22 protein-coding genes are annotated in these 25,667 nt (G+C 62.0%); 6 read left to right on the top strand and 16 right to left on the bottom strand.

The window, feature by feature from the left end:
- Positions 1 to 6: 6 nt before the first annotated feature.
- Complete coding sequence (locus U8326_RS15845) at positions 7 to 1,038, bottom strand: amidohydrolase family protein (protein ID WP_324741465.1); 1,032 nt, start codon at positions 1,036 to 1,038, stop codon at positions 7 to 9.
- A gap of 11 nt (positions 1,039 to 1,049) precedes the next feature.
- Positions 1,050 to 1,757 (bottom strand): helix-turn-helix domain-containing protein, encoded by a 708-nt coding sequence (locus U8326_RS15840; RefSeq protein ID WP_324741464.1) that lies wholly within the window; start codon positions 1,755 to 1,757, stop codon positions 1,050 to 1,052.
- A 185-nt stretch (positions 1,758 to 1,942) separates the two neighbouring features.
- Between U8326_RS15840 and U8326_RS15835 the strand changes: the two genes are divergently transcribed.
- The 4 genes from U8326_RS15835 to U8326_RS15820 all read left to right on the top strand — a co-directional run bounded on the left by U8326_RS15835 (position 1,943) and on the right by U8326_RS15820 (position 6,547).
- The gene (locus U8326_RS15835) at positions 1,943 to 2,518 is read left to right on the top strand and encodes a nuclear transport factor 2 family protein (protein ID WP_324741463.1); all 576 of its coding nucleotides are present in this window, start codon (positions 1,943 to 1,945) and stop codon (positions 2,516 to 2,518) included.
- Positions 2,508 to 4,157, top strand: coding sequence for an AMP-binding protein (locus U8326_RS15830; RefSeq protein WP_324741462.1), 1,650 nt, complete (start codon positions 2,508 to 2,510; stop codon positions 4,155 to 4,157). The genes U8326_RS15835 and U8326_RS15830 overlap by 11 nt, the downstream gene beginning before the upstream one ends.
- A gap of 115 nt (positions 4,158 to 4,272) precedes the next feature.
- Positions 4,273 to 5,457, top strand: a complete 1,185-nt coding sequence (locus U8326_RS15825) for an LLM class flavin-dependent oxidoreductase (RefSeq protein WP_324741460.1) — start codon at positions 4,273 to 4,275, stop codon at positions 5,455 to 5,457.
- 130 nt (positions 5,458 to 5,587) lie between these two features.
- Positions 5,588 to 6,547 (top strand): DUF7064 domain-containing protein, encoded by a 960-nt coding sequence (locus U8326_RS15820; protein ID WP_324741459.1) that lies wholly within the window; start codon positions 5,588 to 5,590, stop codon positions 6,545 to 6,547.
- 109 nt (positions 6,548 to 6,656) lie between these two features.
- Here U8326_RS15820 and U8326_RS15815 read toward each other — a convergent pair whose 3' ends face one another.
- From U8326_RS15815 to U8326_RS15755, 13 genes are all read right to left on the bottom strand, one after another.
- The gene (locus U8326_RS15815; RefSeq protein WP_324741457.1) at positions 6,657 to 8,120 is read right to left on the bottom strand and encodes a pyruvate carboxylase; all 1,464 of its coding nucleotides are present in this window, start codon (positions 8,118 to 8,120) and stop codon (positions 6,657 to 6,659) included.
- 4 nt (positions 8,121 to 8,124) lie between these two features.
- Positions 8,125 to 9,495 carry an acetyl-CoA carboxylase biotin carboxylase subunit gene (locus U8326_RS15810; RefSeq protein WP_324741456.1) on the bottom strand — a complete coding sequence of 457 codons (1,371 nt, stop codon included), beginning with the start codon at positions 9,493 to 9,495 and terminating at the stop codon, positions 8,125 to 8,127.
- A 3-nt stretch (positions 9,496 to 9,498) separates the two neighbouring features.
- Positions 9,499 to 10,008, bottom strand: a complete 510-nt coding sequence (gene accB, locus U8326_RS15805) for an acetyl-CoA carboxylase biotin carboxyl carrier protein (protein ID WP_324741455.1) — start codon at positions 10,006 to 10,008, stop codon at positions 9,499 to 9,501.
- 55 nt (positions 10,009 to 10,063) lie between these two features.
- The gene (locus U8326_RS15800; protein ID WP_324741453.1) at positions 10,064 to 11,524 is read right to left on the bottom strand and encodes a class I adenylate-forming enzyme family protein; all 1,461 of its coding nucleotides are present in this window, start codon (positions 11,522 to 11,524) and stop codon (positions 10,064 to 10,066) included.
- A 17-nt stretch (positions 11,525 to 11,541) separates the two neighbouring features.
- Positions 11,542 to 12,585 (bottom strand): alcohol dehydrogenase catalytic domain-containing protein, encoded by a 1,044-nt coding sequence (locus U8326_RS15795; protein WP_324741450.1) that lies wholly within the window; start codon positions 12,583 to 12,585, stop codon positions 11,542 to 11,544.
- A 9-nt stretch (positions 12,586 to 12,594) separates the two neighbouring features.
- Positions 12,595 to 13,719 (bottom strand): acyl-CoA dehydrogenase family protein, encoded by a 1,125-nt coding sequence (locus U8326_RS15790; RefSeq protein ID WP_324741448.1) that lies wholly within the window; start codon positions 13,717 to 13,719, stop codon positions 12,595 to 12,597.
- A gap of 7 nt (positions 13,720 to 13,726) precedes the next feature.
- Positions 13,727 to 14,917, bottom strand: coding sequence for an acyl-CoA dehydrogenase (locus U8326_RS15785; protein WP_324741446.1), 1,191 nt, complete (start codon positions 14,915 to 14,917; stop codon positions 13,727 to 13,729).
- A gap of 9 nt (positions 14,918 to 14,926) precedes the next feature.
- Positions 14,927 to 15,718: an enoyl-CoA hydratase gene (locus U8326_RS15780; protein WP_324741445.1), complete on the bottom strand. Its 792-nt coding sequence runs from the start codon at positions 15,716 to 15,718 to the stop codon at positions 14,927 to 14,929.
- 36 nt (positions 15,719 to 15,754) lie between these two features.
- The gene (locus U8326_RS15775) at positions 15,755 to 16,588 is read right to left on the bottom strand and encodes an N-acyl homoserine lactonase family protein (protein WP_324741444.1); all 834 of its coding nucleotides are present in this window, start codon (positions 16,586 to 16,588) and stop codon (positions 15,755 to 15,757) included.
- 56 nt (positions 16,589 to 16,644) lie between these two features.
- Positions 16,645 to 17,574: a Zn-ribbon domain-containing OB-fold protein gene (locus tag U8326_RS15770; RefSeq protein ID WP_324741443.1), complete on the bottom strand. Its 930-nt coding sequence runs from the start codon at positions 17,572 to 17,574 to the stop codon at positions 16,645 to 16,647.
- Positions 17,575 to 17,586: 12 nt separating this feature from the next.
- A complete protein-coding gene (locus U8326_RS15765; protein WP_324741442.1) occupies positions 17,587 to 18,738 on the bottom strand; it encodes a thiolase C-terminal domain-containing protein in 1,152 nt (383 codons plus the stop codon).
- A gap of 2 nt (positions 18,739 to 18,740) precedes the next feature.
- The gene (locus U8326_RS15760; protein WP_324741440.1) at positions 18,741 to 19,811 is read right to left on the bottom strand and encodes a thiolase C-terminal domain-containing protein; all 1,071 of its coding nucleotides are present in this window, start codon (positions 19,809 to 19,811) and stop codon (positions 18,741 to 18,743) included.
- A gap of 275 nt (positions 19,812 to 20,086) precedes the next feature.
- Positions 20,087 to 20,887 (bottom strand): enoyl-CoA hydratase/isomerase family protein, encoded by an 801-nt coding sequence (locus tag U8326_RS15755; RefSeq protein ID WP_324741438.1) that lies wholly within the window; start codon positions 20,885 to 20,887, stop codon positions 20,087 to 20,089.
- Positions 20,888 to 21,026: 139 nt separating this feature from the next.
- Here U8326_RS15755 and U8326_RS15750 point away from each other — a divergent pair, with 139 nt between their 5' ends.
- The gene (locus U8326_RS15750; protein ID WP_324741434.1) at positions 21,027 to 23,435 is read left to right on the top strand and encodes a membrane-bound PQQ-dependent dehydrogenase, glucose/quinate/shikimate family; all 2,409 of its coding nucleotides are present in this window, start codon (positions 21,027 to 21,029) and stop codon (positions 23,433 to 23,435) included.
- A complete protein-coding gene (locus tag U8326_RS15745) occupies positions 23,432 to 23,920 on the top strand; it encodes a 2,4'-dihydroxyacetophenone dioxygenase family protein (RefSeq protein WP_324741432.1) in 489 nt (162 codons plus the stop codon). Before U8326_RS15750 ends, U8326_RS15745 begins: the two co-directional genes overlap by 4 nt.
- Before the next feature lie 75 nt (positions 23,921 to 23,995).
- Here U8326_RS15745 and U8326_RS15740 read toward each other — a convergent pair whose 3' ends face one another.
- A complete protein-coding gene (locus U8326_RS15740) occupies positions 23,996 to 25,654 on the bottom strand; it encodes an NAD(P)/FAD-dependent oxidoreductase (RefSeq protein ID WP_324741431.1) in 1,659 nt (552 codons plus the stop codon).
- Positions 25,655 to 25,667 lie beyond the last annotated feature (13 nt).

Below are 25,667 nucleotides of genomic sequence, written 5' to 3'. Positions count from 1 at the left end.
GGACAATCAGATACGATAGAAACGCGCGGCGTTGTCATGGAACAGCGCCGCGCGTTCGCTTTCGCTGGCGCCTGAGGCCAGGCGCTTGAAGGCATTCCACAGCGTGACATAGTCGTACATCGCCTTGTCGACCGGGAAATTGCTCTCGAACACGCAGCGTTCCGCGCCGAAAAGCTCGATGGCCGTCTCGAACCACGGACGCCAGCTATCCGCCAGCTCCCGCGAACTGGGCGGCGCCGGCCGCTCATGCCATTCCGCGCCGGTGATAATCATGCCCAGCCCGCCCAGCTTGACATGAACATTGGGGCAGCGGGCAAGCTCCGTCATGTCCCTGCGCCAGTCGCTGAAGCGTTCCTTTTCCCGGGTCTTGTAAGGGCCGACCCCGATCGGGGTGCCATAATGATCCAGCATGATGCGCAGGTCCGGCAGCGCGCGCGCCATATCCGCGAGTTCGGGCAATTGCTGGTGATAGAGCATTGCCTCATAGGACAGATCGTTAGCGATCAGCCGCTTCAATCCATCGCGATAGGCGGGTTCCGCCAGCAGATAGCGCTGCGCGGGCTTGAGGACGATCCCGTCGGGAAAATTGCTGTCATAGCTGACGCTGTGCCGAATGCCGCGCAAGCGCCCATCCGCCACCCGGCGATGCTCGTCGAGCACATCCTCCAGCCTGTCGCCAAGCGTCAGGTCCGCGAAAGAGACGATGGCCGCGCATAGGCGCGCTTCGATGCCGCGCCGTTCCGCTTCTCGGGCGACGCTGGTGACGGCTTCGGTTTCCCCGGCGCTGCGAAATTCCGCGGGGCCGGAACTGCGATAGGCATAGCCCGCCTGCACCAGCACGGTGGCGACGACATTGTGCCCGCAGGCCAGATCTTCCGCCAGTTCATCGAGCAGATAGGCGTGGCCGCCTTCTTCCCACAGGTGATGATGGGCATCTATGATCGGCAGACCGGGGTCGATTACCTCCTCTCGCGCCAGAGCGAGCCAGGCCGGATCGGGTGGCGGATACCGGTAGTGACCGGCAAGATCGAGTCCCATGCGATGAAACCTTAACGGTTGGCGGGATTGCGCGGATCGAGGAGAGTCATCGCCCGGTCCAGCATTTTGGCGGTCGCCTTGTTGATGTCCTTCGGCTTGCGCATCAGCAGCCAGGTCACGATCACCTGGTTGACGGCGCCGACCAGTATCGACGCGGTCTCATAATAATCGAGCTTCTCGCCGCCCCATTCGCCCCGCGCCGTCCCCATCCGCAACGCATAGAGCAGGATACGGGTGTAATCGTCGAACATGTCCTTCAATTCGCCTTGCGTCACCGTGACGCTGGGCCAGATTTCCAGATAGAGCGCGCGTGCCCAGTCGGGATTGCGGCGCGCGAAATCGACCGACAGGTAGAGGAAGTGCCAGACATATTCGTAGGCGGTGGACTTCTTCTCGACCAGGGCGCGATATTCCTCGAAGAATCGGCACAGATTGGCCACCGGCACGGCATGCGCGATGTCTTCCTTGCCTGCGTAATATTCATAGATCGTGGAAACCGGGATGCCCGCTTCAGCCGCGATATCGGATATGCGTGACGCGGAAAGCCCATCGCGCGCGAACACGCGCATGGCCGCGTTCAGGATTTCCTTTTCACGCTGCCGGCTGCGATCCTGCTTGCGCAAGCTGCTTGGCTTGCACCGTTCCACCCTGCTATCGAGATAAGCGTACCAATCCTCGTCGGAGTAGGCATCCTGTTGTTTAGGCTGAATTGCCGCCAATTTCTGGTTCTCCCACTGCTGCCCTTTTCAGTCACCTAGCTTAAATATAAGCTGCGGCAAAGTCGAGAAGTGGTCCCGAAGGCAAGCTGGCGGATGATTCGCCAAACCGGCTCAAAAGTCGAGAAAAATTCTTGTTTCGGGGATGCCAAAGTGCTTTGAACCTGCTGCGGGATGAGGATCGGATTATGAGCGACACAGTGGAAGCGTCTGACGGGCAGGGCTGGCAATTGCCGGGGTGGGCACATGCGACCGGCGCCATTACCCTTGGCTCAGGCGTGCCCCACGGCGATCCCGAAGCCCGGCAGCTCGTGGTCGAGCGGGTGGCCCGCTATTGCTGGGCCTATGACGAGCGGCGCGCGGATCTGCTGGCCGATTGTTTCACCGAAAACGGCGTCTGGGAAGGCAATGTGCTGGATCGGGTGCCGATCGGCCCATTCGAGACGCGCCAGACGATAGTCGAATGGCTGACGGGTTTCTGGCCGCATCAGCATGACCAGCGCCGGCATATGCTGCTCAACAATCTTGTTGAAAGTTTGGATTCCGACAGCGCTGTAACCTTCAGCTATCTCCTGCTGATGTCGAGCGATGGCGAAGCCTCGAAGATCGAATGCACCGGCTTTTACCGTTGCGAATTGTCCAGGGAGGGCAATGTCTGGCGGATCGGCAGGATGACCGCATGTTTCGATGCGCCGTTCTGGCCGGGCAAGCTCGATCGCATGAGTGAGAAGGGGCGGCGGCGGCATGGTGTCCTTGCCGACTGAGCTGCATCCCGTGCCGGAAACAAGGGAGCCGCTGACTGAATCCTACTGGCCCGCGAGCCAGGATTCGGAATTGTATCCGGTAACCTGCGGCAGCGTGCTGCGCGCTTCGGCGGCGCAGTGGCCCGATAAGGTGGTGCTGGTCGATCCGGGCGAGAACGGCAGGCCCATCCGCCGCTGGACATATGCGGAATTGCTGGCCGAGGCGGAGAAGGTCGCCCATCTTCTCGCCGCGCGGTTCCCGAAAGGAACCCACGTCGCAATCTATGCGGCGAATTGCCCGGAATGGGTGTTCGTCCAGTTCGGCGCCGCATTGGCGGGAATGGTGCTGGTAACCGTAAATCCGGCCTCCAACACTGCCGAACTCGCCTATATCCTGAGGCAGTCGCGGTCGCGCGCCGTATTCCATCAGCAATCGTGGCGCGGCACCGACATGGGTGCTGTCGTCGATGAAGCGGCCGCGCTGGAACGGCTGGAGATCGCGCTGAAGGTCAATATCGACGATCCCGCCGGGCTTCCTGCCCCGGATGCCCCGCCGGTTGCCTTGCCCGATATCGCCCCCGCCGATCCGGCCATGATCCAGTATACCTCTGGCACGACGGGTTATCCCAAGGGCGTATTGCTGTCGCACCACCAGATCGCCAACACGTCGCGCATCATGGCGGAAGTGAAGCAGCTCGACGCAAGCACCATAAACCTCTCGGTCGCGCCGCTGTTCCACACGGGGGGCTGCGTGGGCGGGGTGCTCGGCGCGGTTCAGATCGGATCGACGCTCATTCTTCTGCGCGCCTTCGAGCCGGAGTTCATGCTGGACCTGATCGAAGCGGAAAAGGTCACATACACCTTCGCCGTGCCGACCATGCTGATCGCCTTGCTGCAAGCGCAGCGTCAGCGGCCGCGCGATCTTTCCAGCCTCTCCATGGTCTTCTCGGGCGGCGCGACGGTGCCGGTTTCGGTCGTGCAGGACACGGAGCGGGAATTCGGCGTGCGCCTCATCATCGGCTACGGCCTGACCGAAAGCTCGCCGGCCATCACCCATACCCGCCCCGGCGACAATGCCAGGGACATCAGCGAAACCATCGGACGGCCTATCCCGCTGGTGGAGGTCAAGATCGTCGATCCGGAAACCGGCGCGATCCAGCCGATCGGCGTCTCGGGCGAACTATGCTGCCGCGGTTTCAACGTCATGATGGGCTATTACGACATGCCCGAGGCGACCGCCGCGGCCATCGATCCGGATGGCTGGCTGCATTCGGGCGATCTGTGCCAGATGGACGAGCGCGGCTATTGCCGCATCACCGGCCGCCTGAAAGACATGATTATTCGCGGCGGCGAGAACATCTATCCGCGCGAGATCGAGGAAGCCCTGATCTCTCATCCTGAAGTCGCCTCGGTCGCGGTGTTCGGCATCGCTGACGAATATTGGGGAGAGCAGGTCGGCTGTGCATTCGTGCCGGAACCCGGCAGCGCGCCGAATGCAGAGGCGCTGGCCGAACATTGCGGCAAAAGCCTCGCTCGCCACAAAATCCCGAAGATATGGTTTTCAATGGCGGACCTGCCATTGACTCCGTCCGGCAAGATCCAGAAATTCCGCCTGGGCGAAATGGCTGCAGCCGGCGATCTGGATTACGCCCGGCTGTAACCTTGGCCGGAGATTGACCTTACCACCGCAAAATCTGCATGACCGACAAATAGCCAAAATCGATTCGGATTTTTGATCGGAGAGTGAAAGGAACGCTAACATGGCGCAGAAGCGCATGAGATTTGGTGCATTCATCGCGCCGCATACCCCGACCGACGAGCATACCTCGCTTGCACTTGAAGAGGATATGGACCGGGTGGTGTGGATGGAGAAGCTGGGCTTCGATGAAGCCTGGATCGGCGAACATCATTCCGGCGGCTGGGAAATCAACGGCAGCCCGGAGCTTTTCATCGCCGCAGTCTCGCAGCGCACCAGCCGGATCAAGCTCGGCACCGGCGTGGCGTCCTTGCCCTATCACAATCCCTTCACCCTCGCCGACCGAATCCGGCAGCTCGACCATATCACCAAGGGCCGCACCATGCTCGGCGTGGGGCCCGGCTCGCTGCCGTCGGACGCCTATATGATCGACGTGCCCACGGCCGAGGCGCGGGACCGGATGGAGCAGGCGATCGAGCCGATCGTCCGCTTGCTCAACAATGAGATCGTGACCGCCAAGACCGACTGGTTCAACCTGCAGGAAGCCAGGCTCCAGCTCGATCCCTATAATGACGACGGCGTTGAAATCGCCGTGGCCAGCCAGGCTTCACCGACCGGGGCACGCGCCGCCGGCAAGTTCGGCCTGTCGATGCTGGCAATCGGCGCGACTTCGGCTGGGGGCTTCAATGCGCTGGCGTCCAACTGGGCGATCGCCGAGGAAACCGCGGCAGATCATGGCAACCAGATGGATCGGAACGGCTGGCGCCTGGTCGGACCCGTTCATGTGGCTGAAACTCGCGAGAAAGCCCGCGAGAATGTGCGGCATGGGTTGTTGCGCTGGATCGAGTATATGGAAAAGGTCGCCGCGATTCCTCTGGCCCCGCCTGCCGGGCAGGACCCGGTGGACTACATGATCGAAACCGGGTTCGGAGTGATCGGCACGCCGGACGATTTCGTGGCGCAGATGAACCGGCTGTCGGAGCAATCGGGCGGGTTCGGCTGCTTCCTCAACCTGGACAATCACTGGGCGGACTGGACGGAGACCAAGCGCTCCTACGAGCTGATCGCCCGCTTCGCGATCCCGAAGATCAACAAGCTGAATGAATCCCGCATTCGCTCGGAAACTTGGCTGCGGGAGAACAATGCCCATTTCAAGGGCGAGTTGACTGCCGCGGTGCGCTCCAAGATGGAGGAATATGCCAGGGAGAAGGGGATGGACAAGCTGTCCCCCGACCTGGTCGCGCACTTCAAGGCCAATAGCTGAAATACCTGCGGGCCGGGGCGATTTGAGCTATCGCTCCGGCGCGTGCCTTCCGGCAAAGGATCGCCCGCAGGACCGAGATTTTGGCGGCGGAGCTTCGCCTCCGCGGCCCAGTGGGAAGAGAGGACAGGAAATGATTCGCCCCGAAGACGTAAGCTACCATACCCCCCAGGACGTCCAGTACGACTGGGCCGAAACCAACTTCTTCTCCTTTCATGTTCCCGAAGCGAATCTTACGGGATGGGTCTATCTCATCGCCCGGACCGGCCTCGGCTCCATGGTCTGCGATATCGAAGTGATGGACCGGATCGGCCGGATCACTCTCGAAACCGTCTATTTCGACTTCCAGCAGCATCTGCCCTTGCCGGAAAAGCTCGAGAATTTTTCGCTGCTCAATGGCCTTTCCCTCAAGACCGAGAACGAACCGCGCGACTATGTTCTCGATTATCAGGGAACGGACAACACTTTCTTCAAGCTCAAATTTACCGGACTGATGGACCCGTTCGATATCCATGACCCCAGCATGGACCCCCTGGCCTCGGTGGACCCCAACCAGAGCGGATTCGGGTCCGCCTATGCGAACCATTTCGACATGACGGTTCACACCACCGGCAAGGTCCGCATCCGGGGCAAGGATTACGACATCGATTGCGTGACCACGATGGATCACAGCTGGGGGCCCCGCAACGAGCGCGGCATGAACCCGATGGGCTGGATCAACGGCAATTTCGGGACCGATTTCGCTTTCCAGACGATCTGGAAGCTGGACCAGTTCAAGCAAGGCTGGGACCAGTTCGAGCTGGCCCACGGCTATGTGCTGATCGACGGCAAGGTGAAGGGCCTGACCAAGGGCCGTATGCAGGCGGTTCGGCAAGGCCCCTTCCCCGCGGGTTATGAAACTGTCCTGACCGATCTGGAAGGCCGCGAATATATCTTCACCGGCACCACCGTGAACCAGACGCCCTGGGCCTGCTACAGCAACATCATGGCCATCAATTCGACCGTGAAGTGGTTCCACGATGGCCGGCCCGGCTATGGCCTCGCTCAGGAAAACTGGCCGCTCGACCGCTTGACCGGCAAGGGCCTCGCCTGAGGCTTCAATCCTGATCTTTGAAGCATATTGAAAAGCAGAAGGGCGGTGCTCCGGAATGGAACACCGCCCTTCTCGTTTCCGTCGTCCGCTCCTTTCGGAGCGGAACGCATCAACCGTATTTGCGCAGGGTCATGTTGAGGGTGGAGGATTTCACCTCGATCACCGGCATGTTGGCGATCTTCATCAGCTTGCGCGCCTGCTCCAGCTCCGGCGTCGACAGCAGCGGATAGGTGGTCTTGATCGGACCGGCCGCACGCATCTTCGCCACGTCGGCATCGGGCAGGAAGGCGCGATAGATCAGCTCGTCCTCGTCCTCGGTGCCGTAACGCTTCTTCAGCTCTTCCAGCGTCGGCTCTTCCGGCGGATTGGCCAGCACGTCCTTGGCCCGGCTCGACGACATGATCTTGTCCATCACTTCCGGGTCCACCGGCGCGACGGGCTTGCCGTAATATTCCGCGGCATACTGGATCACTTCGTCCGGTACCGTCCCATAGCGCTTGCCCGTCACCACATTGAGCACCGCCTGAATGCCGACAAGCTGGCTGAACGGCGTCGCCATCCCCGGATAGCCAAGATCGCGGCGCACCGCCGCAACCTCGTCCAGAACCTCGTCCAGCTTGTCCATCATGTTGTGATTGGCCAGCTGCGCCTTGAACGTGCCCATCATCCCGCCAGGGATCTGGTGCTCGATCGAGAAGACATCATATTCGGCATACTGGTTCACCAGGAAGCCCGCCGCCTTGCCGACCGCCTCGAAATGATCGGCCACCGGCTTGAACAGCGATTCGTCCAGATTATGGGTATGGCCCTTGAGCTGGACGTTCTTGGCCATGATCTCGGTCGAGGGCACCGAGGGACCATTGGCCATCGGCCGGCTGGCGGTGTGGATCACCGACACCCCGAAATCGATCGCATCAAGATAGGCCTTGGCCGACATTCCCAGCAGGTTGTTCGAATGCATCTCGATCGGCTTGCCGTTGGCCACCTTCACCAGCGCCGGAACCAGCGTCGACAGCCGCTCCCGCTCCAGAACGCCCGCCGTGTCGTAGAGCAGGATGGAGTCGATGTTGGGGTCCGAAGCCAGTATCCCGGCCTTCTCGATGAAATATTCATCGGTGTGGACCGGCGAAAGCGCGAACATGATCGCGCCAGCGACCTGCGCCCCGTTCGCAGCCTTCGCTTCCTTGGCCAGCCGGCGCATATTGTCGGTGCCCAGCAGCACGTCATACAGCCAGAACGAGCGCACGCCATGCGCGCACAGGCGGCGCACCCACAGGTCCATCAGCGCCGGCGGCGTGATGCCGAAGGTGACGTTGGCATTGGCGCGCAGGCCCGCGCGGACCGGCGTGTTGGGCATCGACGCGACCAGCAGGTCCAGGCCCGACCAGTAATCTTCCTGGCAGTAGCGGATCAGCACGTCCATCATGCCGCCGCCGGTCAGGTCGATGATCTTGAACCCGGTCCTGTCGATCAGCGGAGATACCGGCAGCGCCATCCCGGCCTGCATCCGCAGGCCCCACAGGCTCTGCTGCCCGTCACGCATGGTTTCGTCGAGAAATTCGATATGGGCCATCGGCTCAGCTTCCCATCTTCTTGTCAAAGTCCGGCAGGCACTTGTCTTCGGCCCAGCGGGTTGTGATCTGGTTGTTCCGGAAATCGGGATGATCGACGATGAACGCCGCAAGCGGCATCGTGGTCTTGATCCCTTCCAGCTCGAATGCATTGATCGCCGCGATCAGCTTGTCGATCGCTTCGTTGCGGTCCTTCCCATACACGATCAGCTTGCCAATCATGGAATCGTAGAAGGGCGGAACGAGATAACCCTGCCCGGCATGGCTATCCAGGCGGATGCCCTCACCCTGCGGCGGATTCCATTTGGTGATCCGCCCGGGTGACGGTGCGAAATCGCGCTGCGCATCCTCGGCATTGATCCGGCATTCGATGGCATGGCCCCGAACTTCCACTTCGTCCTGGGTGATGCCGATTCCTTCGCCGCCCGCTACGCGAAGCTGGCAAGCGATCAGATCACGCCCGGTGATCTCTTCCGTCACCGGGTGCTCGACCTGGATGCGCGAATTGACCTCGATGAAGTAGAAATCGTTGCGATCAACGTCGTAGAGGAACTCGACCGTGCCGGCATTGCGATATTTCGCGGTCGAGGTCAGGCGCACCGCGGATTCATGCAGCCGCTTGCGGACATCGTCCGGCACCGCCGTGGCCGGCGCTTCCTCGATCAGCTTCTGATAACGGCGCTGGACGGTGCAGTCCCGCTCGCCGAAATGGACGACATTGCCTTCGCCATCGCCGACGATCTGCACTTCCACATGGCGCGCCCGTTCGACGAAACGTTCCATATAGAGGCGATTGTCGCCAAAGGCGCTCTCCGCTTCGCGAGAGGCACGCTCGAACGAGGCTTCCAGTTCTTCCGGCGAAACCGCCTTGAACATGCCGCGACCGCCGCCGCCGGCAGTCGCCTTCATGACCACCGGATAGCCGAGCTTTTCCGCTGCCTGCTTCGCTTCCTCCACGGTGCGGATATGATCCGTCCCGGGCACGGTCTGCACATTGGCCTCGGCCGCCAGTTCACGCGATGAGATCTTGTCGCCCAGAATTTCGATGGAATCCGGCCGAGGGCCGACAAAGACGATCCCTTCCTGCTCGCAGAGCCGGGCAAGCTCCGGCTTTTCCGACAGGAAGCCGTAGCCCGGATGCAAGGCATCGCATCCCGTCGCAACGGCGGCATGGACCACCAGGTTCACATCGAGATAGCTCTTGGTCGACGGCGCCGGGCCAAGCACGACCGCTCGATCGGCCATGTGCGCGCCCATGCTGTCCTTATCGGCGGCGGAAACCCCGATCACCGTCTCGATGCCAAGCGCCTTCGCGGTGCGCAGAACGCGAACCGCGATTTCGCCCCGATTGGCGACAAAAAGGCGTTTGATCGCCACGAGTCAGGCCTTTTCGACGTAGAACAGCGGCTGTCCGTGCTCGACCATGTCGGCATCGTTGACGCAAACCTGCACGACCTTGCCGGAAACGCCAGCCTTCACCGCGGTGAAGAGCTTCATCACCTCGAGCAGGCAGATTTCGGTGTCTTCCGTGACCTGCTGGCCGATTTCCACGAAGGGCGCGGCGCCCGGCTTCGGCGCGCGGTAGAAAGTGCCGAGGTTCGGCGCAGTGACCGCCACCCAATTGGCCGGAATGCTGTCCGCAGCCGGCGCGCTTGCAGCGGGAGCCGAAGCGGCGGGCGCTGCGGCCGGGGCCGCCGGAGCAGCGGCGGCAGGCGCAGCGACAGCCGCCGGAGCAGCGGCAAGACCGCCGCCGATGCCCGAGGTCAGCTGCGCATCGGCGCGGCGCGAAAGGAACAGGTGCAACCCGTCCAGTTCGATGTGCAATTCGTCCCAATCGGATTGTTCGAACAAATCGACAATCGCCACTACGTCTTTTGAGTTGTCAGACACCTGTCACTCGCTCCCGAAAATTGAATCCCAAGCCAGCCGATAATCAGCCAGCAGATTACTTTGCCGCTTCCAGCAATTTGTCACGCACCGAACGGCGCAGAATCTTGTTCGCGCCGCTCTTGGGCAATTCGTCCCACACGTGGATTTCCTTCGGGCGCTTCACGCTCGAAAGCTTCCCACGCGCGAATTCCATGATCGCCTCCGGATCGAGATCGCCGGTTCCGGCGACCACCGCCACCACGCGATCGCCCCATTTCTCGTCCGGCAGGCCGACCACCGCCACTTCGGAGACGCCGGGATAATCCATCAGGCCGTCCTCGACCTCGCGCGGGTAGATATTGTAGCCGCCCGAGATCAGCATGTCGTTCTTGCGATCGACGATGTAGAAGAAGCCGTCCTCGTCCATGATGCCGATGTCGCCGGTGTGGAGCCAGCCATTGCGAAAGGCCTCGGCGGTCTTTTCCGGCATCTGCCAGTATCCCGCCATGGTCTGCGGGCCGCGGCAGACGATCTCGCCACGCTCGCCCGGCGGCAGCGGATTGTCCTCGTCGTCGAAGATCGCCACCTCGACCACCGAGAACGGACGTCCGCAGGAACCCACGCGGTCGTGATGTTCCGGGCGCAGATAGGTGATCGCCATCGGGCTTTCGGCCTGGCCATAGCATTGCGCGAACACGCGGCCGAAGCGCTCCTCGCCCCGCTTCATCACATTGGGCGAAATGGAGGAGCCGCCGTAGGAAATGATCTTGAAGCTGGTCTTCACCTGGTTGCAGACCGGATCGTCCAGCAGCATGGCCAGCATGGTCGGCACCAGGAAGGAATAGGACGCCCGGGTCTGCTCCGCCAGCTGGAGATATTCGGTCGTGTCGAATTTGGTCATCATGACCGAATGTACGCCGCGAATGATCGAGGGCAGGAAATAGGCTCCCCCGGCATGGGCGATCGGCGCCCCGTGCAGGAAGATTTCCCCTTCGGCCAGCTCGGGAATGAGATCGGCCAGGAAGACATTGATTTCGACCAGATCGGTGCGGGTTGTGAGCACAACCACCTTGGACTTGCCCGTGGTCCCGCCGGTGAACGCGAAGCGCAGCGGCGCATCCAGATCGCGGTCCACCGCGCAGGGCTTGTTCTCGCCCTTGGCGATCATGTCCAGCAGTTCGGGAAGCTGGATCTGGATTTCCGTATCCAGCCCTTCGATCCCGTCGTGGATCACACAGCGCGATTGCGAGGCTTCGAGCTTGTGCAGATGGGTGTCGAGCGTTTCCTTCACATTGAGCTGAACGCGCACCAGCCCGGCCTTGAGGATCGCATAATAGGCGATCAGGCATTCCGTGGAATTGGGCAGCAGCACCGCAACCCGGTCGCCCGGATTGAGGCCCTTGGCGATCAGCGCATTGCCGAGACGATCGGTCGCCGCATCGAAGTCACGGAAACTGAGAGTGCGGTCGCCTTCGGTAATGCAAGGCGCATCCTTGTATTGGAGAGCTGCCCGGCGGATGATCGAACCGATCTGCATCGAAAATCCTCTCTATCTCAATTCGCCATGGCGTGATCGTGCATCAGCACGACACGACCAGTGATTTCTTTTGCTTCCATCGCGCGATGTGCTTCAGCCGCTTCGCTGACCGGCATGACCCGGCCGATTTCCGGCGTGATCTTCCCATCGGCCACAATCTGGATGATCTTGCGCAAATCGTTCAGCGTCGCGTGGGCGCTGCCGATGAACTCCAGTTCCTTGAGGATCGAAAGCGCGGGATTGAACGGCCAGTTGCCCGGCTCCATCGTGCCCACCACCACCATGCGGCCGCCGGCCCGGATCGAGCGCACGCTCGACGGGAAGGTCGCGGCGCCAGCGATCTCGAGCACGCCATCCACGCCGATGCCATCGGTCCAGTCGCGCAGTTCCTTGTGGAAGCCGCCCCCGCCTGCGACCACCACGTGATCGGCACCGGCGTCCTTCAATTGCTGAGCTTTCGCGGGCGACGTCGTTGCAGCGACAACGCGCAGGCCGCCAAGCGCAGCAAGGCGCACCGCATGGATGCCTACACCGCCGGAAGCCCCGGTAATCAGCACCGTGCTTCCGATCGGCAACGCAGCCCGGCGCAGCGCATGATAGCCCGTGCCGATGGCGCAGCTGAGCACAGGAGCGACATCGAGCGGGATTTCCTCCGGCAGATGCAACGTATTGCGCTCCGAAGCGATGACATATTCGCCATAGCCGCCCGAGATCTGCTCGCCATAGAATCCGGCGCCTGAAACGCAGATATTCTCCTGCCCATTGCGGCAGGGAATGCAGGTGCCGCAACCGATCCGCTGGATCATCGCGACCCGGTCGCCGACCTTGAACCTGGTGATGAGCGATCCGACCTCGACCACTTCCCCGGCAACTTCATGCCCCATCACGCAAGGCAATTGGGTGGTGGAGAAATGGCCCGCCCGGTTGAGCAGATCGTGTCCGCATACGCCGCAACCAGCCACGCGAACCAGCATCTGATCCGCGGTGAATTCCGGAACCGGGACTTCCACCTGATGCAGGACGGAAGGTCCGCCGAATTCCGAAAGTCGGATCGCCTTCATCTTCATGGATTACTGCTCCGCCGCCAGCAAGGCGACGGTGCCCGCCAGCACGCGTTCCTGATGATACTCGGTCGATCCGTAAAGCGTGCCGAGCAGACGGCCCCGGCGATAATGGAAATGCAGCGCCATTTCCCAGGTGTAGCCCATGCCGCCATGCAGCTGGATCGCCTCGCGCATCACATGCACGGCCATCCGGTTGGCCTTTGACTTGGCCATCGACACCGCGCGCTCACGCTCGTCCACATCGGCCGAGGCCATTGCCCAGGCAGCGTAATAAGCGCCGGAACGGGCCGTATTCAGATCGACCGCCATATCGGCGCAACGATGCTTGATCGCCTGGAACGCCCCGATCGGCTGGCCGAACTGCACGCGTTCCTTCACATAGCCGAGCGTGACATCGAGCAGCCTGCCGCCGATGCCGACCATGCCGAGCGAGGCGATCGTCGCCAGCAGATCCAACACATAAGCTACATTCGCCGCGCTGGCGGAGCCAAGAATATCTTCCTCGGCAATCGCGACATTATCGAAGCCGATGCTGTAGTAATCGCCGCTGATATCCAGTGCCTCTTCGCGAGAAACGGATATACCGGCCCGCTCGCGGTCCACAACCAGCAGGACTAGCTCGCCAGTGGCGTCTCTGGCGATCACCAGCAGCAGATCGGCGCGATCGGCGCCCGCCACCAGCAGCTTCCTGCCATTGAGGCGGTTGTCGGCAGTCAGCGCCGAGGCGAAACCCTCAGCCGCATAGCCGCCGTCCTTCTCATAGACCGCGAACGCCACGCGGAGGCCGCCTGTGGAAAGGTCCTCCAGCCACTTCGCCTTCTGCGCATCGTCGCCGAATTTGGCGATGACGAGGCTGGCCGCGATGGTGTCGGTCACCGTCAAGGGAACCAGCGCAGCGCCGAATTCCTCGGCGATCAGTGCCAGATCGACCGTGGTCAGGCCAAGGCCGCCCTGCTCTTCGGGAACCAGCAGGCCGAACAGACCCAGCTCGGCCAGCTTCGGCCACAGCTCCGCTTCAAGCGCCACCGGATCGCCACCGTCGCGAAGAAGGTCGATCGGATATTCGGCGGAGAGGCTCTCACGAACCGTCTCCTGGAACATGTATTGTTCTTCGTTGAAGTCGAAATTCATGACGGCCCTACTTCGGCAGACCGAGCACGCGCTCGGCGATGATGTTGCGCTGGATCTCGGACGTGCCGGAATAGATCGTGAAGGCGCGGCTCTGCAGGCAGCTCATCGGGAAGCGCCCGCGAGCCAGCGCATCCTCGTCTCCCTGCATGAGCAGACCCTCCGGCCCGAGAATCTCGATAGACATATCGGCCATGTCCTGCGCCACATGGCTCCAGTAGAGCTTCATCATCGAGCTTTCGGGGCCGGGCTTCTCGCCCTTGATCGCCTTGCTGAACTCCCGCAGGCAGTTCATCCGCATCAATTCGAGATCGACGATGGATTGGGCCAGGCGCTGACGAACGGCGGGATTGTCAATCGCCTTCCCCTCGCCAAGCTCGACCTCGCCGGCGGTTTCGATCAGCAGGTCAAGCTCCTGCTTGAAGCGGATCTGCCGGGCGAGCGCATCTTCCGCGCCACGCTCGTAAGACAGCGTGGTCATTGCGATCCGCCAGCCATCGTTCAATTCGCCGACGAGGTTTTCCTTCGGGATGCGGACATTCTCGAAGAAGGTTTCGTTGAATTCCTTCTCACCCGAAATCTGGGTGAGCGGACGGATGGTGATCCCCGGCGTGCTCATGTCGACCAGGAAGAAGCTCAGTCCCTTGTGCTTCGGGGCGCTCTGATCGGTCCGCGCCAACAGGATGCACCATTGGGAATATTGGGCGAAGCTGGTCCAGATTTTCTGCCCGTTGATGACGAACTCATCGCCGTCGAGATCGGCCCGGCAGCGCGAGGAGGCAAGATCGGAACCGGCATTCGGTTCGGAGAAGCCCTGGCACCAGATTTCATCGGCGGAGAGAATCTTTGGCAGGTAGCGTTCGCGCTGCGCTTCCGAACCATGGTGCATCAGCGTGGTGGCCGCCAGATTACGGCCGATCACGTTGATGCCTTCCGGGGCCTGGGCACGGGCCAGTTCTTCCGCGAAGATGCCCTGTTCGACCAGGGTCGCGCCACGGCCGCCATATTTCTTGGGCCAGCTGATGCCGCTCCACCCGCCTTCATAGAGCTTGCGCTCCCAGTCGATGCGGAAATGGGCGCGTTCGTCCTCGTCTTCCGGCTCGAAAACCGTCTTGCCCCAGCCCTTCGGCAAGGCATCGGCCAGCCACGCACGAACCTCGCTGCGGAAGCGCTGCTCTTCCTCGGAATAGTTGAAGTCCATGGGGCCGCCCTATTCCTTTCCGAATTCCGGGGCGCGCTTTTCACGGAAGGCGGCGACGCCTTCGGCATGATCCGGCGTGGTGTAGGCCAGCGTCTGCGCATAGCCTTCGTATTCGAGCATCTGATCGAGCGTGGAATCCGCGGACTTGTTGAGCAGGGTCTTGATCATGGCCAGCGCGACCGGCGGGCCGGCGGCGATGTCCTCTGCGATCTTGCGCGCCTCGGCCAGCAGATCGTCATGCGGAACGACATGGTTCACGATGCCGAGATCATAGGCTTCCTGAGCGCTGATCTTCTTGGCGGTGAAGCACAGCTCCTTCGCCTTGTTGACGCCGACGATGCGGGTGAGGAAGTAAAGCCCGCCGAGATCGGGAACGAGGCCCATCTTGGTGAAGATCTGGCTATACATCGCCTTGTCGCTGGAAACGATGAAATCGCAGGCCAGCGCGATATTGAAGCCCGCGCCCACGGCAACGCCGTTCACCGCGCCGATCACCGGCTTTTCCAGCTCGAACAGCGGACGCAGCACATTGCGCAGGATGCCGCGATGGCGCGCGCGGCGGGCCAGCAGCTTCATGTTCGGGTCCATGCCGCGCACGTCCGCGCCGGCGCAGAAGCCCCGGCCCGAGCCGGTCAGGATCACGCAACGCACTTCCGGATTGGCAGCGATTTCGCCAATCAGGTAGTTCAGTTCCTTGTACATCTGGTCATTGGTGCTGTTCAGCGCCTCAGGCCGGTTCAGCGTGATCGTCGCGACATGCTTGTCCAGCTCGTAAATGATCGTTTCGAAATCCAAGGTCATGCTCCTTCGGCGGCCCGCGCATGGCGCGGGCGATATTCAGAATGCGATTGCGTCGGACTGCTGCGGCGGCACGAACGCGATATCCCCTTCGGTCGAATCCGGGATCGCCCACCAGTCCTCCGGCATATGCGTCGGAATGCGGAAATCATGCGCGGGCACGACGATATCGGTATGGTCCATCACGCGCTGCATCGCGGCGGCCCAGTCACGCTCGCTTTCCGAGCGGATGGGGCCGGGCAGGAACGTGTCGGAAAGATAGCGGGTCGGCTTGTCCGTGGCCCGCGGATCGGCGGGATACCAGTATTTGTAATGATCCCCCAGATCGGACACGAGAGCGACCTTGCCCTTGGCGGTGGTCACGATCGGAACCTGCATGCCCGGCGTATGCGAAGGGACGTGGAGCACCTGGATGCCTTCCACCAAATCGAAATCGCCATCGACCAGCCGCAGGCCCTTCGGGCGCTTCCGGCTCAGAAGCTCGGCCATGATGTGGCCCTTGAAAAAGGGCCGCTGGCTCGGCGTCGGATCGATCGCATGGAACAGTTCCTCGCGCTGCACGACGACGCAGGAGTTGGGGAACAGGTCGGTGTTGTCGGCATGGTCGAAATGCATGTGGGTGAGGATGAGATGGCTGATATCGTCCGGCGTCAGCCCATGTTCGGCAAGTCGCGCGCGCAGCGCCGCATGGCCGCCGCCCCAGCCGCTCACCTTCAGCATTTCCTCGATCCGCGCGATATCGGTCATCCCGCTGTCGACCAGGAAATGCTGCCTGCCATCCGTCACCAGCCAGACATGAACGGGGTCGCGATGAATCTTCCCGCCTTGCGGCAGATAGAGTTCACCAATCCTGAGCGAATGAACCTCGAACATCCTCAACCTACCCAACCGTTGCCCCGCACCTGTTTCCGGGCGCGGGGCATTTGCTTTCAATCTTCGATGACTTCGAAGCGCTCGATATCGGCGACACTGCCCTTGCGCTCACCCTGCGTCCAGATCGCACGGACACGGGTGCCGGGCTTGATCTTCTGCTTGGCGGTCTCGAGGTCATCGATCTCGACCACGTGGATCATGCGGGTAGACGCCCCATCCAGAACGATTTCGGCATAGACATACGGCACTTGCCGGGTCTGGCCGAAAACTTCCATATTGATGATCGAGCATGCACGGATCGTACCGGTGTCGGCGCAAGCCTTCCAGGTGCCGGTGCGTTTGTGCGTCACATCGTCGACCTCGCGCGGCGGCAGCAGCGCATCGTCGCCATTCGAGGTACGCACGCCCATCACGCGGCCATGCTCGCGGATCTCGTCGAACATGCGGCCGTAATAGGGGCCGTAGGAATGCTCGTAATCGAGAGTCATCGAATAATCGATGACGCCGAGCGGTTCGGCCGGATCGGCAAGATCCTTGACCGCGCCGACCGGTGCATCTGCCGACGGAACGAAGCCCGCGATCGCGAGGATCGAGTTGCCCTGGTCATCATCGCTCCACTTCGCCGCGACGCGCTGGCCGACCGACAAATCGCCCAGATCCGCAAGGATCTTGTGCGGGAATTCGTTGTCGCAGCCGTCGAGGCGGATCAAACCGATAACCTCGCCCTTCACGCGGGTGAAGGCAGTGAGAACACCGGTTTCCGGAACCTGGACGAGCGCTTCCGGCTCGTCGCTGTTGTAAGGCGAAAAGTCCTGCGCCGGAGCGACGACCTTGCCATCTGGGAAGCGCGAACCAACGATGCGGCGGTTCGGCATTTCGGCCAGGAACGTTCCGGCCGCCCGGCCAGGAGTCAGCGTGTAAGGCATGCTGATCTGGCTGTGGAAGGTCGGAAGATCGAGCGGGTAAGCTTCTGGTGCGGAGTACATCTGTCGTTCTCCTTAAGCGCTCAGCACGGCACAGCCGCGCAGGTTGGCCCAGCCGCCGCCCGACTGGACGAGTGCGGTCTTGGCGCCCTTGATCTGATGGCTCTCGTTGCGGCCCATGACCTGGGTCGCTCCCTCGATCAGCCGGATAACGCCAACCGCGCCGATCGGGTTGGCGCCCATGCAACCGCCCGAAGGATTGACGGGAATGTCGCCATCGACCTGGGTCGCGCCGGAAGCGACCAACTCAGCCGCTTGGCCCGGAGGGCATAAGCCAAGGCTTTCGTAATAGTTGAGCTCGAAGCAGCTATAAGGCTCCTGCACCTCGACCACGTCGAACTGGCGGCGCGGATTGGTGATGCCAGCGGCGCGATAGACGCGCTTCGAAGCGATTGCGAGCGGCTCCGACAGCATCAGCGACCGTTCCGGAGCATTGTCTGCTTCGCAGCAATAGGCAATGCCGCGAATCCATGCCGGCGTGGTGGTCGAATGGTGCGCAACCTTCTCGTTGGCGAGAACGATGGCGGCAGCGCCGTCGGAAATCGGCGGCACGTCGAGCAGCTTGATCGGCCAGCACAGCGGCCTGGAATTGAGCACGTCCTCGACGCTCACTTCCTTCTTCACATGCGCATAGGGGTTGTTGATGGCGTTCTTGCGGTTCTTCGCCGCGACCATCGCCGCGGCTTCTTCCGTGTGACCCAGCACATCCATGCGCGCGCGCCAGTAAGCGGCGGAGAAGCCCATGATGCCGACCGCGAACTCACGGCCCCAGAACGGGTCGTAAAGCGTCGAGATCGAGTACTGAAGCTGGCCTTCCGACAGCTTGTCATACGCAACCACGAGCGTGCGCTCCGAATAGCCGCCGGCGACCTGGTAATAGCCGGCAAGAGCGCCGGCAAAGCCCGCGCCGCCACCGCTGGTGAGGCGCACGACCGACTTGCCCTGGGCGCCGATCGCATCGACCACCCACTTTTCCGGCTGGTTCACCGCGGCGAACAGCACCGGGCCGGTGGCGACGACGACCGTGTCGATCTCGTCCATCGACAGCTTGGCGTCGGCCAAGGCACGATCCACCGCCTCGCGGACGAGACCAGCCTGGCTGACATCGGTCCGGCGGCGTGCGTGATGCGTCTGTCCGACGCCTACAATTCCTACTTCACGGCCCATGATCAAACCTCGAGAGTAAAGACGCAGTTGGTCTGCATCGCGACACCTCCGGTGCCGTGGACGACAGCGCGGCTCGGCGCGGCGGCGGCGGACTGCGGTTGCAAAAGCTGGTCGGCCGCAGCCGCCAGACGCGCAAGACCCGTAGCCAGCACCGGATCGGCCGGCAGCGCGCCGCCGGAACGGTTGACCTTATCGGACAGCGCGGCATCAAGCCCCTTGCCCGCCTTGGCGACGCCGATGCCTTCCAGCGCCAGCAGTTCGCCGACGACCGAACTGCCGCTGACCTCGACCACATCCGCCTCGGCCGCATTCCAGCCGGCCTTGGCCGACGCCATCGCCGACGCATTGGCGACCGATTGAAGCTTGTCGGCGCCACGGGCGGCAAAGGAATGGGTGTCCATCGCGGTGCCCATCCCGGTGATGAATACGGGCGGGCGACCCAGCCGGCGAGCGATCTCCTCGGTGCTGAGGAGAACCGCCACGGCACCGTCCACCGGGCGCGAGATCATCAGTTCGGTCAAAGGCGCGGCACCCTCGCCGGAGGCCAACACAGCATCGGCATCGGGAATGCTGTCGAACGCGACCTGGCCACCTTCGGCAGCCGCGGCCCAGCGCTTCGCCACGACATCGGCGAGATCGCGATCCTTGATGCCGCTGGCATCGAGATAGCGCTGCGCCTGGATGCCGAGGGCAACATGCTGATTGAAGCCGACGGGCCGCTGGTAGAACGGCTCCACCATGGACGACCAATAAAGGCTGATGTCCGATTCCGAAGGCTTGGTATAAGCAACGATCAGGCCGATGGACGAGCCGGCGCGAAGCTTGTTGACGCCATAGAGCGCACCCCACAGCCCATCTTCCTCGACACGGGCTTCCTCCTTGTGATGCGCGCCAAGCGCACCCAGGAAGCCGCAGTTCGAGATCGAACGGCCATCAAGCACGTCACTGCCGGAATCGATGATGAAATCCACATCGTCCAGCGTCAGGCCGGTGCCCTTGAACACATCCGTAACGACCGCGGAAATGAGGTCGATATGCTGGGCGCTATCCCATGCGGGACGTAGCTGGGTCATCGACGTCGAAACAATACCAACGCGAGGCATGCTCATGATGCATCCCCCTTCGTTGCCGGCTCAGTCATGTTCATGGCCAACCTTCCTGAAAAACACCCTCTCCAAACTTCTCTCCAAATTTGGAGCGGCACGTGAAAACCGGAGGGAGAAGCCCGCCGGCACAGATTAAGTCGAGCGTCCGAATAGGAATGACGCCATTTCGAGTCAACCCGCGTTTTCGAAATAACATCGGCTTTTTGAATGGCAAGCGCCAAATGCCGCCGGGATCCGGAAATTCAGTCATCGCTGAACTTTGGAGAACGGCCCTGCAGGAACGCGGTAACGCCTTCCTGGCTATCTCGAGTGGCCACCAGATCGGCGGAAAGCGACTGCGCATCGAGATAGGCTTCCATCCAGCTCATTCCCTCGAGTCGCGACGAGGCGATCTTGCGAGCCTGGATCGAAGGAAGGCTCTTGGCCGCTATGGCCTCCGCCAGTTGCAGGGCCTTGGGCAGCACCTCCTCGCGAGGGACCACATAATTGAAGAAGCCTGTCGGCTCCAATTCGCGCGCCGTATACTTCTGGCCGGTGAAGAGGATCTCCCGCATCTTCGCTTCCGGCATCTTGAGCATCGAGAACAGGCCGGCACCGCCGCAGACCAGGCCATAGTCGATCTCGGGGCAGGAGAATTTCGCGCCTTCCCACGCAACCCGCATGTCGCATAGCCCGGACAGGATCATCCCTATGCCGATGGCCGGCCCATTCACCGCGGCGATGACCGGCCGGTCCAGATAATAGAATGAAGGGAGCTTTTCGTTGATGTAACGATAGCGTTCCTTGCGCCTGGCGGTATCCATCCCGACGAAGTCGTTAAGGTCGGCGCCGCCACACCATGCGCGCGCCTCCTCCGGGGCGGTCAGAACCAGCACCCTGATCGCCGGATCCCCGGCCACGCGTTCGCTGAGATCGCCGATATTCTCGTAAACCGACAGGGATACCGCATTCACCGGCGGCCGGCTGAATGTCGCCAGGCCCACTCCGGAAGCCAGCAGATCGAGGCGCAAGGCGCCGAATTCTTCTGTCCTGACTATGTCCATCCTTCTCCCCGCATCGAAAACGCCATTTCCAGCCTGCCGTAATTGCACGGCTGGGCCGGGTAAAGCCGAAAGACTTTTGATTCGGTTTGACCTGCCTTTCCTGTCTTTCTACACCCAAGCGCAGAGGGAGAGGAAGAAAATGGCGAAGTTCGCATCACGGTTTCTGGCAACCATCCTGCTCATTATCGGCCTGATCGTCGGATTGGGCGGAGCATGGCTTATCGTGCTGGGCGGCTCGCCCTATTATCTTCTGGGCGGCGCGGCCGTGGCGCTGTCCGGATTCTGGCTGTGGCGTTCCAACTCCCGCGCGGGCTGGCTCTATGCCGCCTTCCTGATCGTCACCGCCTTGTGGGCGCTGTGGGAAGTCGGCCTGGATGGCTGGCCGCTGACCGCGCGCATCATCGGCCCCGCCCTGTTCGGCCTGTTCTTCGCATTGCCGGGGGTGAGGAGGCAGATCGGCAAGGGCGGATGGGCGGCGGCGGCGGCCGGCCTGCTGGGCTTCCTGCTGGTGTTCGGCGCGGCCCTGCGCTCGCCGATGGAAGTGGCCGCGGACAAGACGCCCCAGCTGCGCACGGCGCAGACGCCCGGCAACGACAATGAATGGAGCGCTTGGGCCAGGGACAATGCGGGGACGCATTTCTCCCCGCTCACGCAGATCACCCCGGCCAATGTCGACAAGCTCGAACTCGCCTGGGAATTCGATACCGGCTACGATCCGATGACCGATGCCGCGCCCAGTCCGCTCCAGGCCACCCCGCTGATGGTGGATGGCCGGCTTTACCTCTGCACGCAGACCAACGTCGTCTTCGCGCTCGACCCCGAAACCGGCAAGGAACTCTGGCGCTTCGACCCCAAGGTCGACCCGACCGGAGGCACCGCCGTGCGCACCTGCCGCGGCGTGACCTATTACGAAAGCAAGGCAGCCACTCCCGCTCAGCCGCAAGGCGCTGGCGCTGCATCTGCCGCCGCGCCCGGCGCGGTTCCCTTCTGCGCCCGCCGGATCATCACCGGCACCTTCGGCGCGCAGTTGATCGCGCTCGACAGCGCGACCGGTAAGCCCTGCCCGGGCTTTGGCGACAACGGCATCGTCGACCTCAAGGAAGGCATGGGCGAAGTGCTGCCGGGATATTACCATATCTCTTCGGCGCCAACGATCGTGCAAGGCATCATCGTCGTCGGCGGCTGGGTGGCCGACAATCTGAGCGCCGATCAGCCGTCCGGCGTCATCCGCGGCTTCGATGCGGAAACCGGCAAGCTGCGCTGGGCATGGGACGCCGGCAATCCGGCCAACCGGAGCGGCCCGCCGCCGGGCCAATGGTATACCCGCTCGACTCCCAACAGCTGGGCGCCGATGAGCGCGGACGAGGAGCTTGGCCTCGTCTATGTGCCCACCGGCAATCCCGCTCCCGACTATTTCGGCGGCTACAGGTCGCAGGCGAGCGAAACCTACGGCAGCGCAGTCGTGGCGCTGGATGCGCAGACGGGGGAACCGAAATGGCATTTCCAGACCGCGCATCACGACCTTTGGGACTATGACGTCGCATCCCAGCCCACGCTGTTCAGCTTCCCCGGCAAGGACGGGCCGATCCCGGCCCTGGCGCAGGCGACCAAGCGCGGCGAATTGTTCGTGCTGGATCGCCGGACCGGCCAGCCCCTCACCGAGGTTGTCGAGAAGCCCGCGCCGCAAAGGGGCAAGGTGCCCGAAGACCGCCTCGCGCCGACCCAGCCCTTCTCGACCGGCATGCCCAGCTTCGCCGGGGATCGCCTGACCGAAAAGGACATGTGGGGCATCACCCCCATCGACCAGCTGTTCTGCCGGATCTGGTTCAAGCGTCTGCGATATGACGGGCCGGTGACTCCTCCGGGGCTGGACGAGGCCATCGTCTATCCCAGCATCGGCGGCGGCATGAACTGGGGCGGAGTCTCCTATGATCCCGACCGCCGGATCATGATCGTCAACTCGCTCTATTATGCGACGCTGCTGTCGCTGGTTCCGCGGGCGGAAGCCGACCGGCTGATCGAAGCCGCAGGCAAGGCGGGCGACAGCCACGACCTTGCCCTGGCCGCGGCTCCGCTGCCCATGGCCGGAACGCCCTACGGCGCCCGCGTCCGGGGCTTCACCTCGCCGCTCAACACGCTATGCCATGCGCCGCCCTATGGCCGGATGACCGCGGTCGACATGGATACGCAGAAGATTCTCTGGCAGCGTCCGGTGGGCACCACGCGCGACAGCGGCCCGCTTGGCCTCAAGGTCGGGCTGCCGATCCGCATGGGCATGCCCGGCTTCGGCGGATCGCTTGTCACGCGCGGCGGCCTGACCTTCTTCGGCGCGCAGAAGGAACGAACCTTCCGCGCCTTCGACACCGCGACCGGAAAGGAACTCTGGTCCACCCGCATGCCCGCTTCCGGCAACGCGAACCCGATGACCTATCTCGGTCCCGAGAGCGGGCGTCAATTCGTCGTGGTTGCCGCCAGCGGTCACGTCACCTCTCAATCCATGCCTCTGGGCCGAACCTTCCGTGCCTATGCCCTTCCGAAGGAAAAATGATGGCCAGCCTTGCAGTCAGTCCGTTCAGCCCCCCGGAGCTACTCGAAAAAGCGCTCAGCAACGACGTGCGGGAATGGGTTCCCGCCGCCATGGACGGCGTGTGGATGCGCCCTCTGCTGTTCGATACCGTTGCGGGGGCGTGGGTGAACGTCACCAAGCTGGAACGGGAAGGCTTCATCAGCCGCCATGCCCACCCCTGCCCCGTCCACGCTTACGTCCTGTCCGGGCAATGGCGCTATGCGGAGCGGGACTGGATTGCCAATGCAGGCGATTATCTGCTGGAACCGCCAGGCGATATTCACACCCTGATCGGATTGCCCGGCGGCTCGGAAACGCTCTTCTGGATCGGCGGAACCCTGGTCGAACTCGACGAAAACGGCAATACGACTGGCTATGCCGATGTGTTCACCCGCATCGAACAGGCTGCAAAGCACTTCGAGAAGGTCGGGCTCGGTCGCGATTACGTGAAGCGTTTCATCCGCTGACGTCGAAACGGTTTCGCCCAGGAAAAAAGCCGCGCCCGTAAGGACGCGGCTTTTTTCATTTCATTCCTGGAGCTTTCAGGCGTCCACCAAGGCCGCCTGACGCATCACGAAACCTTCGTAACCCTTGGCCTTCACATCCTCGACCCGGGCCCGATAGGCCGGATTGCCGCCATTATACACCAGCAGGCGATGGCCCCTCTTGGCACCTTCGCCGAACTCGCCCCAGAACCAGCTGTTGGTGGCGGTAGTGAGCAAGGTCTGGTTGGCGACATCATAGACGTGTTGCGTCCATTCCTCCGCGGCGCTCTCTTCCGCTTCGATCCGTTCCACGCCATTGTCCTTCATATACTGGAACAGGTCCGCGACCCAATCCACCTGGGCTTCGGAACAGCGCGGGATATTGCAGAAGGTGGCGCCGTTGTGCGCGCCGACCAGGGTGAAGAGATTCGGAAATTCGGGAATCTGAAGGCCGAGATAGGTGAAGGGGCCGTTGAGCCAGGATTCCTTCATCGTTTTGCCATCGATCCCGCGAATATCCATCTGCTTGATGCCACCGATGATGGCATCGAAGCCAGTGGCGTAGATAATCATGTCGAGATCGTATTTGGCCTGCTCCGTTTCGATGCCTTCGACAGTCATGCGCTGGATCGGATCTTCCAGAATATCCACCAGATGGACATTCGGCTGATTGTAGCACTCGTAATATTTGGTTTCCATCGGCACCCGCTTCAGGCCGAAACCGTGATCCTTCGGAATCAGCTTTTCGGCAACCTTGGGGTCCTTGACGCGCTCCCGGATCTTCTTGGCGATGAAATCGGTGATGTAGCCGTTCACCTTGGGATCGGTGAACATGTCCGCATAATGTCCGACCCAGATGGCGTAGCCCGACTGGTTGTAAAGCTCCTCGAACAGAGCCTCACGCTCCTCATGCGTCGTGCCTTCGGCCGTTTCATACATGAAATCGTGCTGGAAGCCGGAATTGGTGCTTCCGCACTTCTCGAAAATCTTCGGATAGTTCGCCTTGATCTCGGCCATGCGCTCCGGCTCGATCGGCTTGTCGCACAGCGGCGCGCACCAATTGGGATGGCGCTGAAACACGTAGAGTTCGCCGGCGGTCTTGGCCACTTCCTGAATGACCTGAACGCCGGTTGCCCCGGTGCCGATGACACCCACGCGCTTGCCAGCGAAGTCGACCTTCTGCCCGCCATAGCCGTCGCGCTCATGCGGCCAGTAATAGGTGTGATAGGTTTCGCCCCGGAACAGATCCATGCCCGGATAGTTGGGCATGTTCGGGTGAGAAAGCGCCCCGACACAAGTCAGCAGGAAGCGGGATTTGTATACTTCCGCATTGTCCAGCTCGACTGTCCAGCTGTTTTCCTCGTTGTTGAAGATGGCCTTCTTGACCTGCGTGTTGAAGGTGACGTCCTTGCGCACATCCATCTTCTCCGCAGCCTTGCTGAAGAACTCGTTGAGTTCCGGCTGGGTGGCGAATTCGGTCTTCCAGTCCCATTCCTCCAGCAGGTCGGGGAGGAACGAATAGGGATAGGTATAGGATTCCGAATCCAGCTTGCAGCCCGGATAGCGGTTCATCGTCCAGGTGCCGCCGACATCGCCGTTCTTTTCGAATGCATGGACCGAATAGCCCATCTTGCGCAAACGATAGAGCGTATACATCCCGGTGATGCCCGCACCGATGATGATGACATCGAAATCCAGATCAGATCTTTGTGCCATAAGGCATCTCCCA

This window comes from Tsuneonella sp. CC-YZS046 (assembly GCF_035581365.1).
In the GTDB taxonomy this organism is placed as follows: Bacteria; Pseudomonadota; Alphaproteobacteria; order Sphingomonadales; family Sphingomonadaceae; genus JAWKXU01.
This window is presented reverse-complemented; position numbering and strand designations above follow the sequence as displayed.

What these genes read in the sequence shown, in the direction of transcription:
- U8326_RS15775 (WP_324741444.1), bottom strand. Translation starts at nt 16,588, where the DNA reads ATGTTCGAGGTTCATTCGCTCAGGATTGGTGAACTCTATCTGCCGCAA.
- U8326_RS15770 (WP_324741443.1), bottom strand. Translation starts at nt 17,574, where the DNA reads ATGTACTCCGCACCAGAAGCTTACCCGCTCGATCTTCCGACCTTCCAC.
- U8326_RS15745 (WP_324741432.1), top strand. Translation starts at nt 23,432, where the DNA reads ATGATGGCCAGCCTTGCAGTCAGTCCGTTCAGCCCCCCGGAGCTACTC.
- U8326_RS15845 (WP_324741465.1), bottom strand. Translation starts at nt 1,038, where the DNA reads ATGGGACTCGATCTTGCCGGTCACTACCGGTATCCGCCACCCGATCCG.
- U8326_RS15740 (WP_324741431.1), bottom strand. Translation starts at nt 25,654, where the DNA reads ATGGCACAAAGATCTGATCTGGATTTCGATGTCATCATCATCGGTGCG.
- U8326_RS15760 (WP_324741440.1), bottom strand. Translation starts at nt 19,811, where the DNA reads ATGACCCAGCTACGTCCCGCATGGGATAGCGCCCAGCATATCGACCTC.
- U8326_RS15825 (WP_324741460.1), top strand. Translation starts at nt 4,273, where the DNA reads ATGAGATTTGGTGCATTCATCGCGCCGCATACCCCGACCGACGAGCAT.
- U8326_RS15780 (WP_324741445.1), bottom strand. Translation starts at nt 15,718, where the DNA reads ATGACCTTGGATTTCGAAACGATCATTTACGAGCTGGACAAGCATGTC.
- U8326_RS15815 (WP_324741457.1), bottom strand. Translation starts at nt 8,120, where the DNA reads ATGGCCCATATCGAATTTCTCGACGAAACCATGCGTGACGGGCAGCAG.
- U8326_RS15820 (WP_324741459.1), top strand. Translation starts at nt 5,588, where the DNA reads ATGATTCGCCCCGAAGACGTAAGCTACCATACCCCCCAGGACGTCCAG.
- U8326_RS15755 (WP_324741438.1), bottom strand. Translation starts at nt 20,887, where the DNA reads ATGGACATAGTCAGGACAGAAGAATTCGGCGCCTTGCGCCTCGATCTG.
- U8326_RS15750 (WP_324741434.1), top strand. Translation starts at nt 21,027, where the DNA reads ATGGCGAAGTTCGCATCACGGTTTCTGGCAACCATCCTGCTCATTATC.
- U8326_RS15765 (WP_324741442.1), bottom strand. Translation starts at nt 18,738, where the DNA reads ATGGGCCGTGAAGTAGGAATTGTAGGCGTCGGACAGACGCATCACGCA.
- U8326_RS15835 (WP_324741463.1), top strand. Translation starts at nt 1,943, where the DNA reads ATGAGCGACACAGTGGAAGCGTCTGACGGGCAGGGCTGGCAATTGCCG.
- U8326_RS15790 (WP_324741448.1), bottom strand. Translation starts at nt 13,719, where the DNA reads ATGAATTTCGACTTCAACGAAGAACAATACATGTTCCAGGAGACGGTT.
- U8326_RS15800 (WP_324741453.1), bottom strand. Translation starts at nt 11,524, where the DNA reads ATGCAGATCGGTTCGATCATCCGCCGGGCAGCTCTCCAATACAAGGAT.
- U8326_RS15785 (WP_324741446.1), bottom strand. Translation starts at nt 14,917, where the DNA reads ATGGACTTCAACTATTCCGAGGAAGAGCAGCGCTTCCGCAGCGAGGTT.
- U8326_RS15795 (WP_324741450.1), bottom strand. Translation starts at nt 12,585, where the DNA reads ATGAAGGCGATCCGACTTTCGGAATTCGGCGGACCTTCCGTCCTGCAT.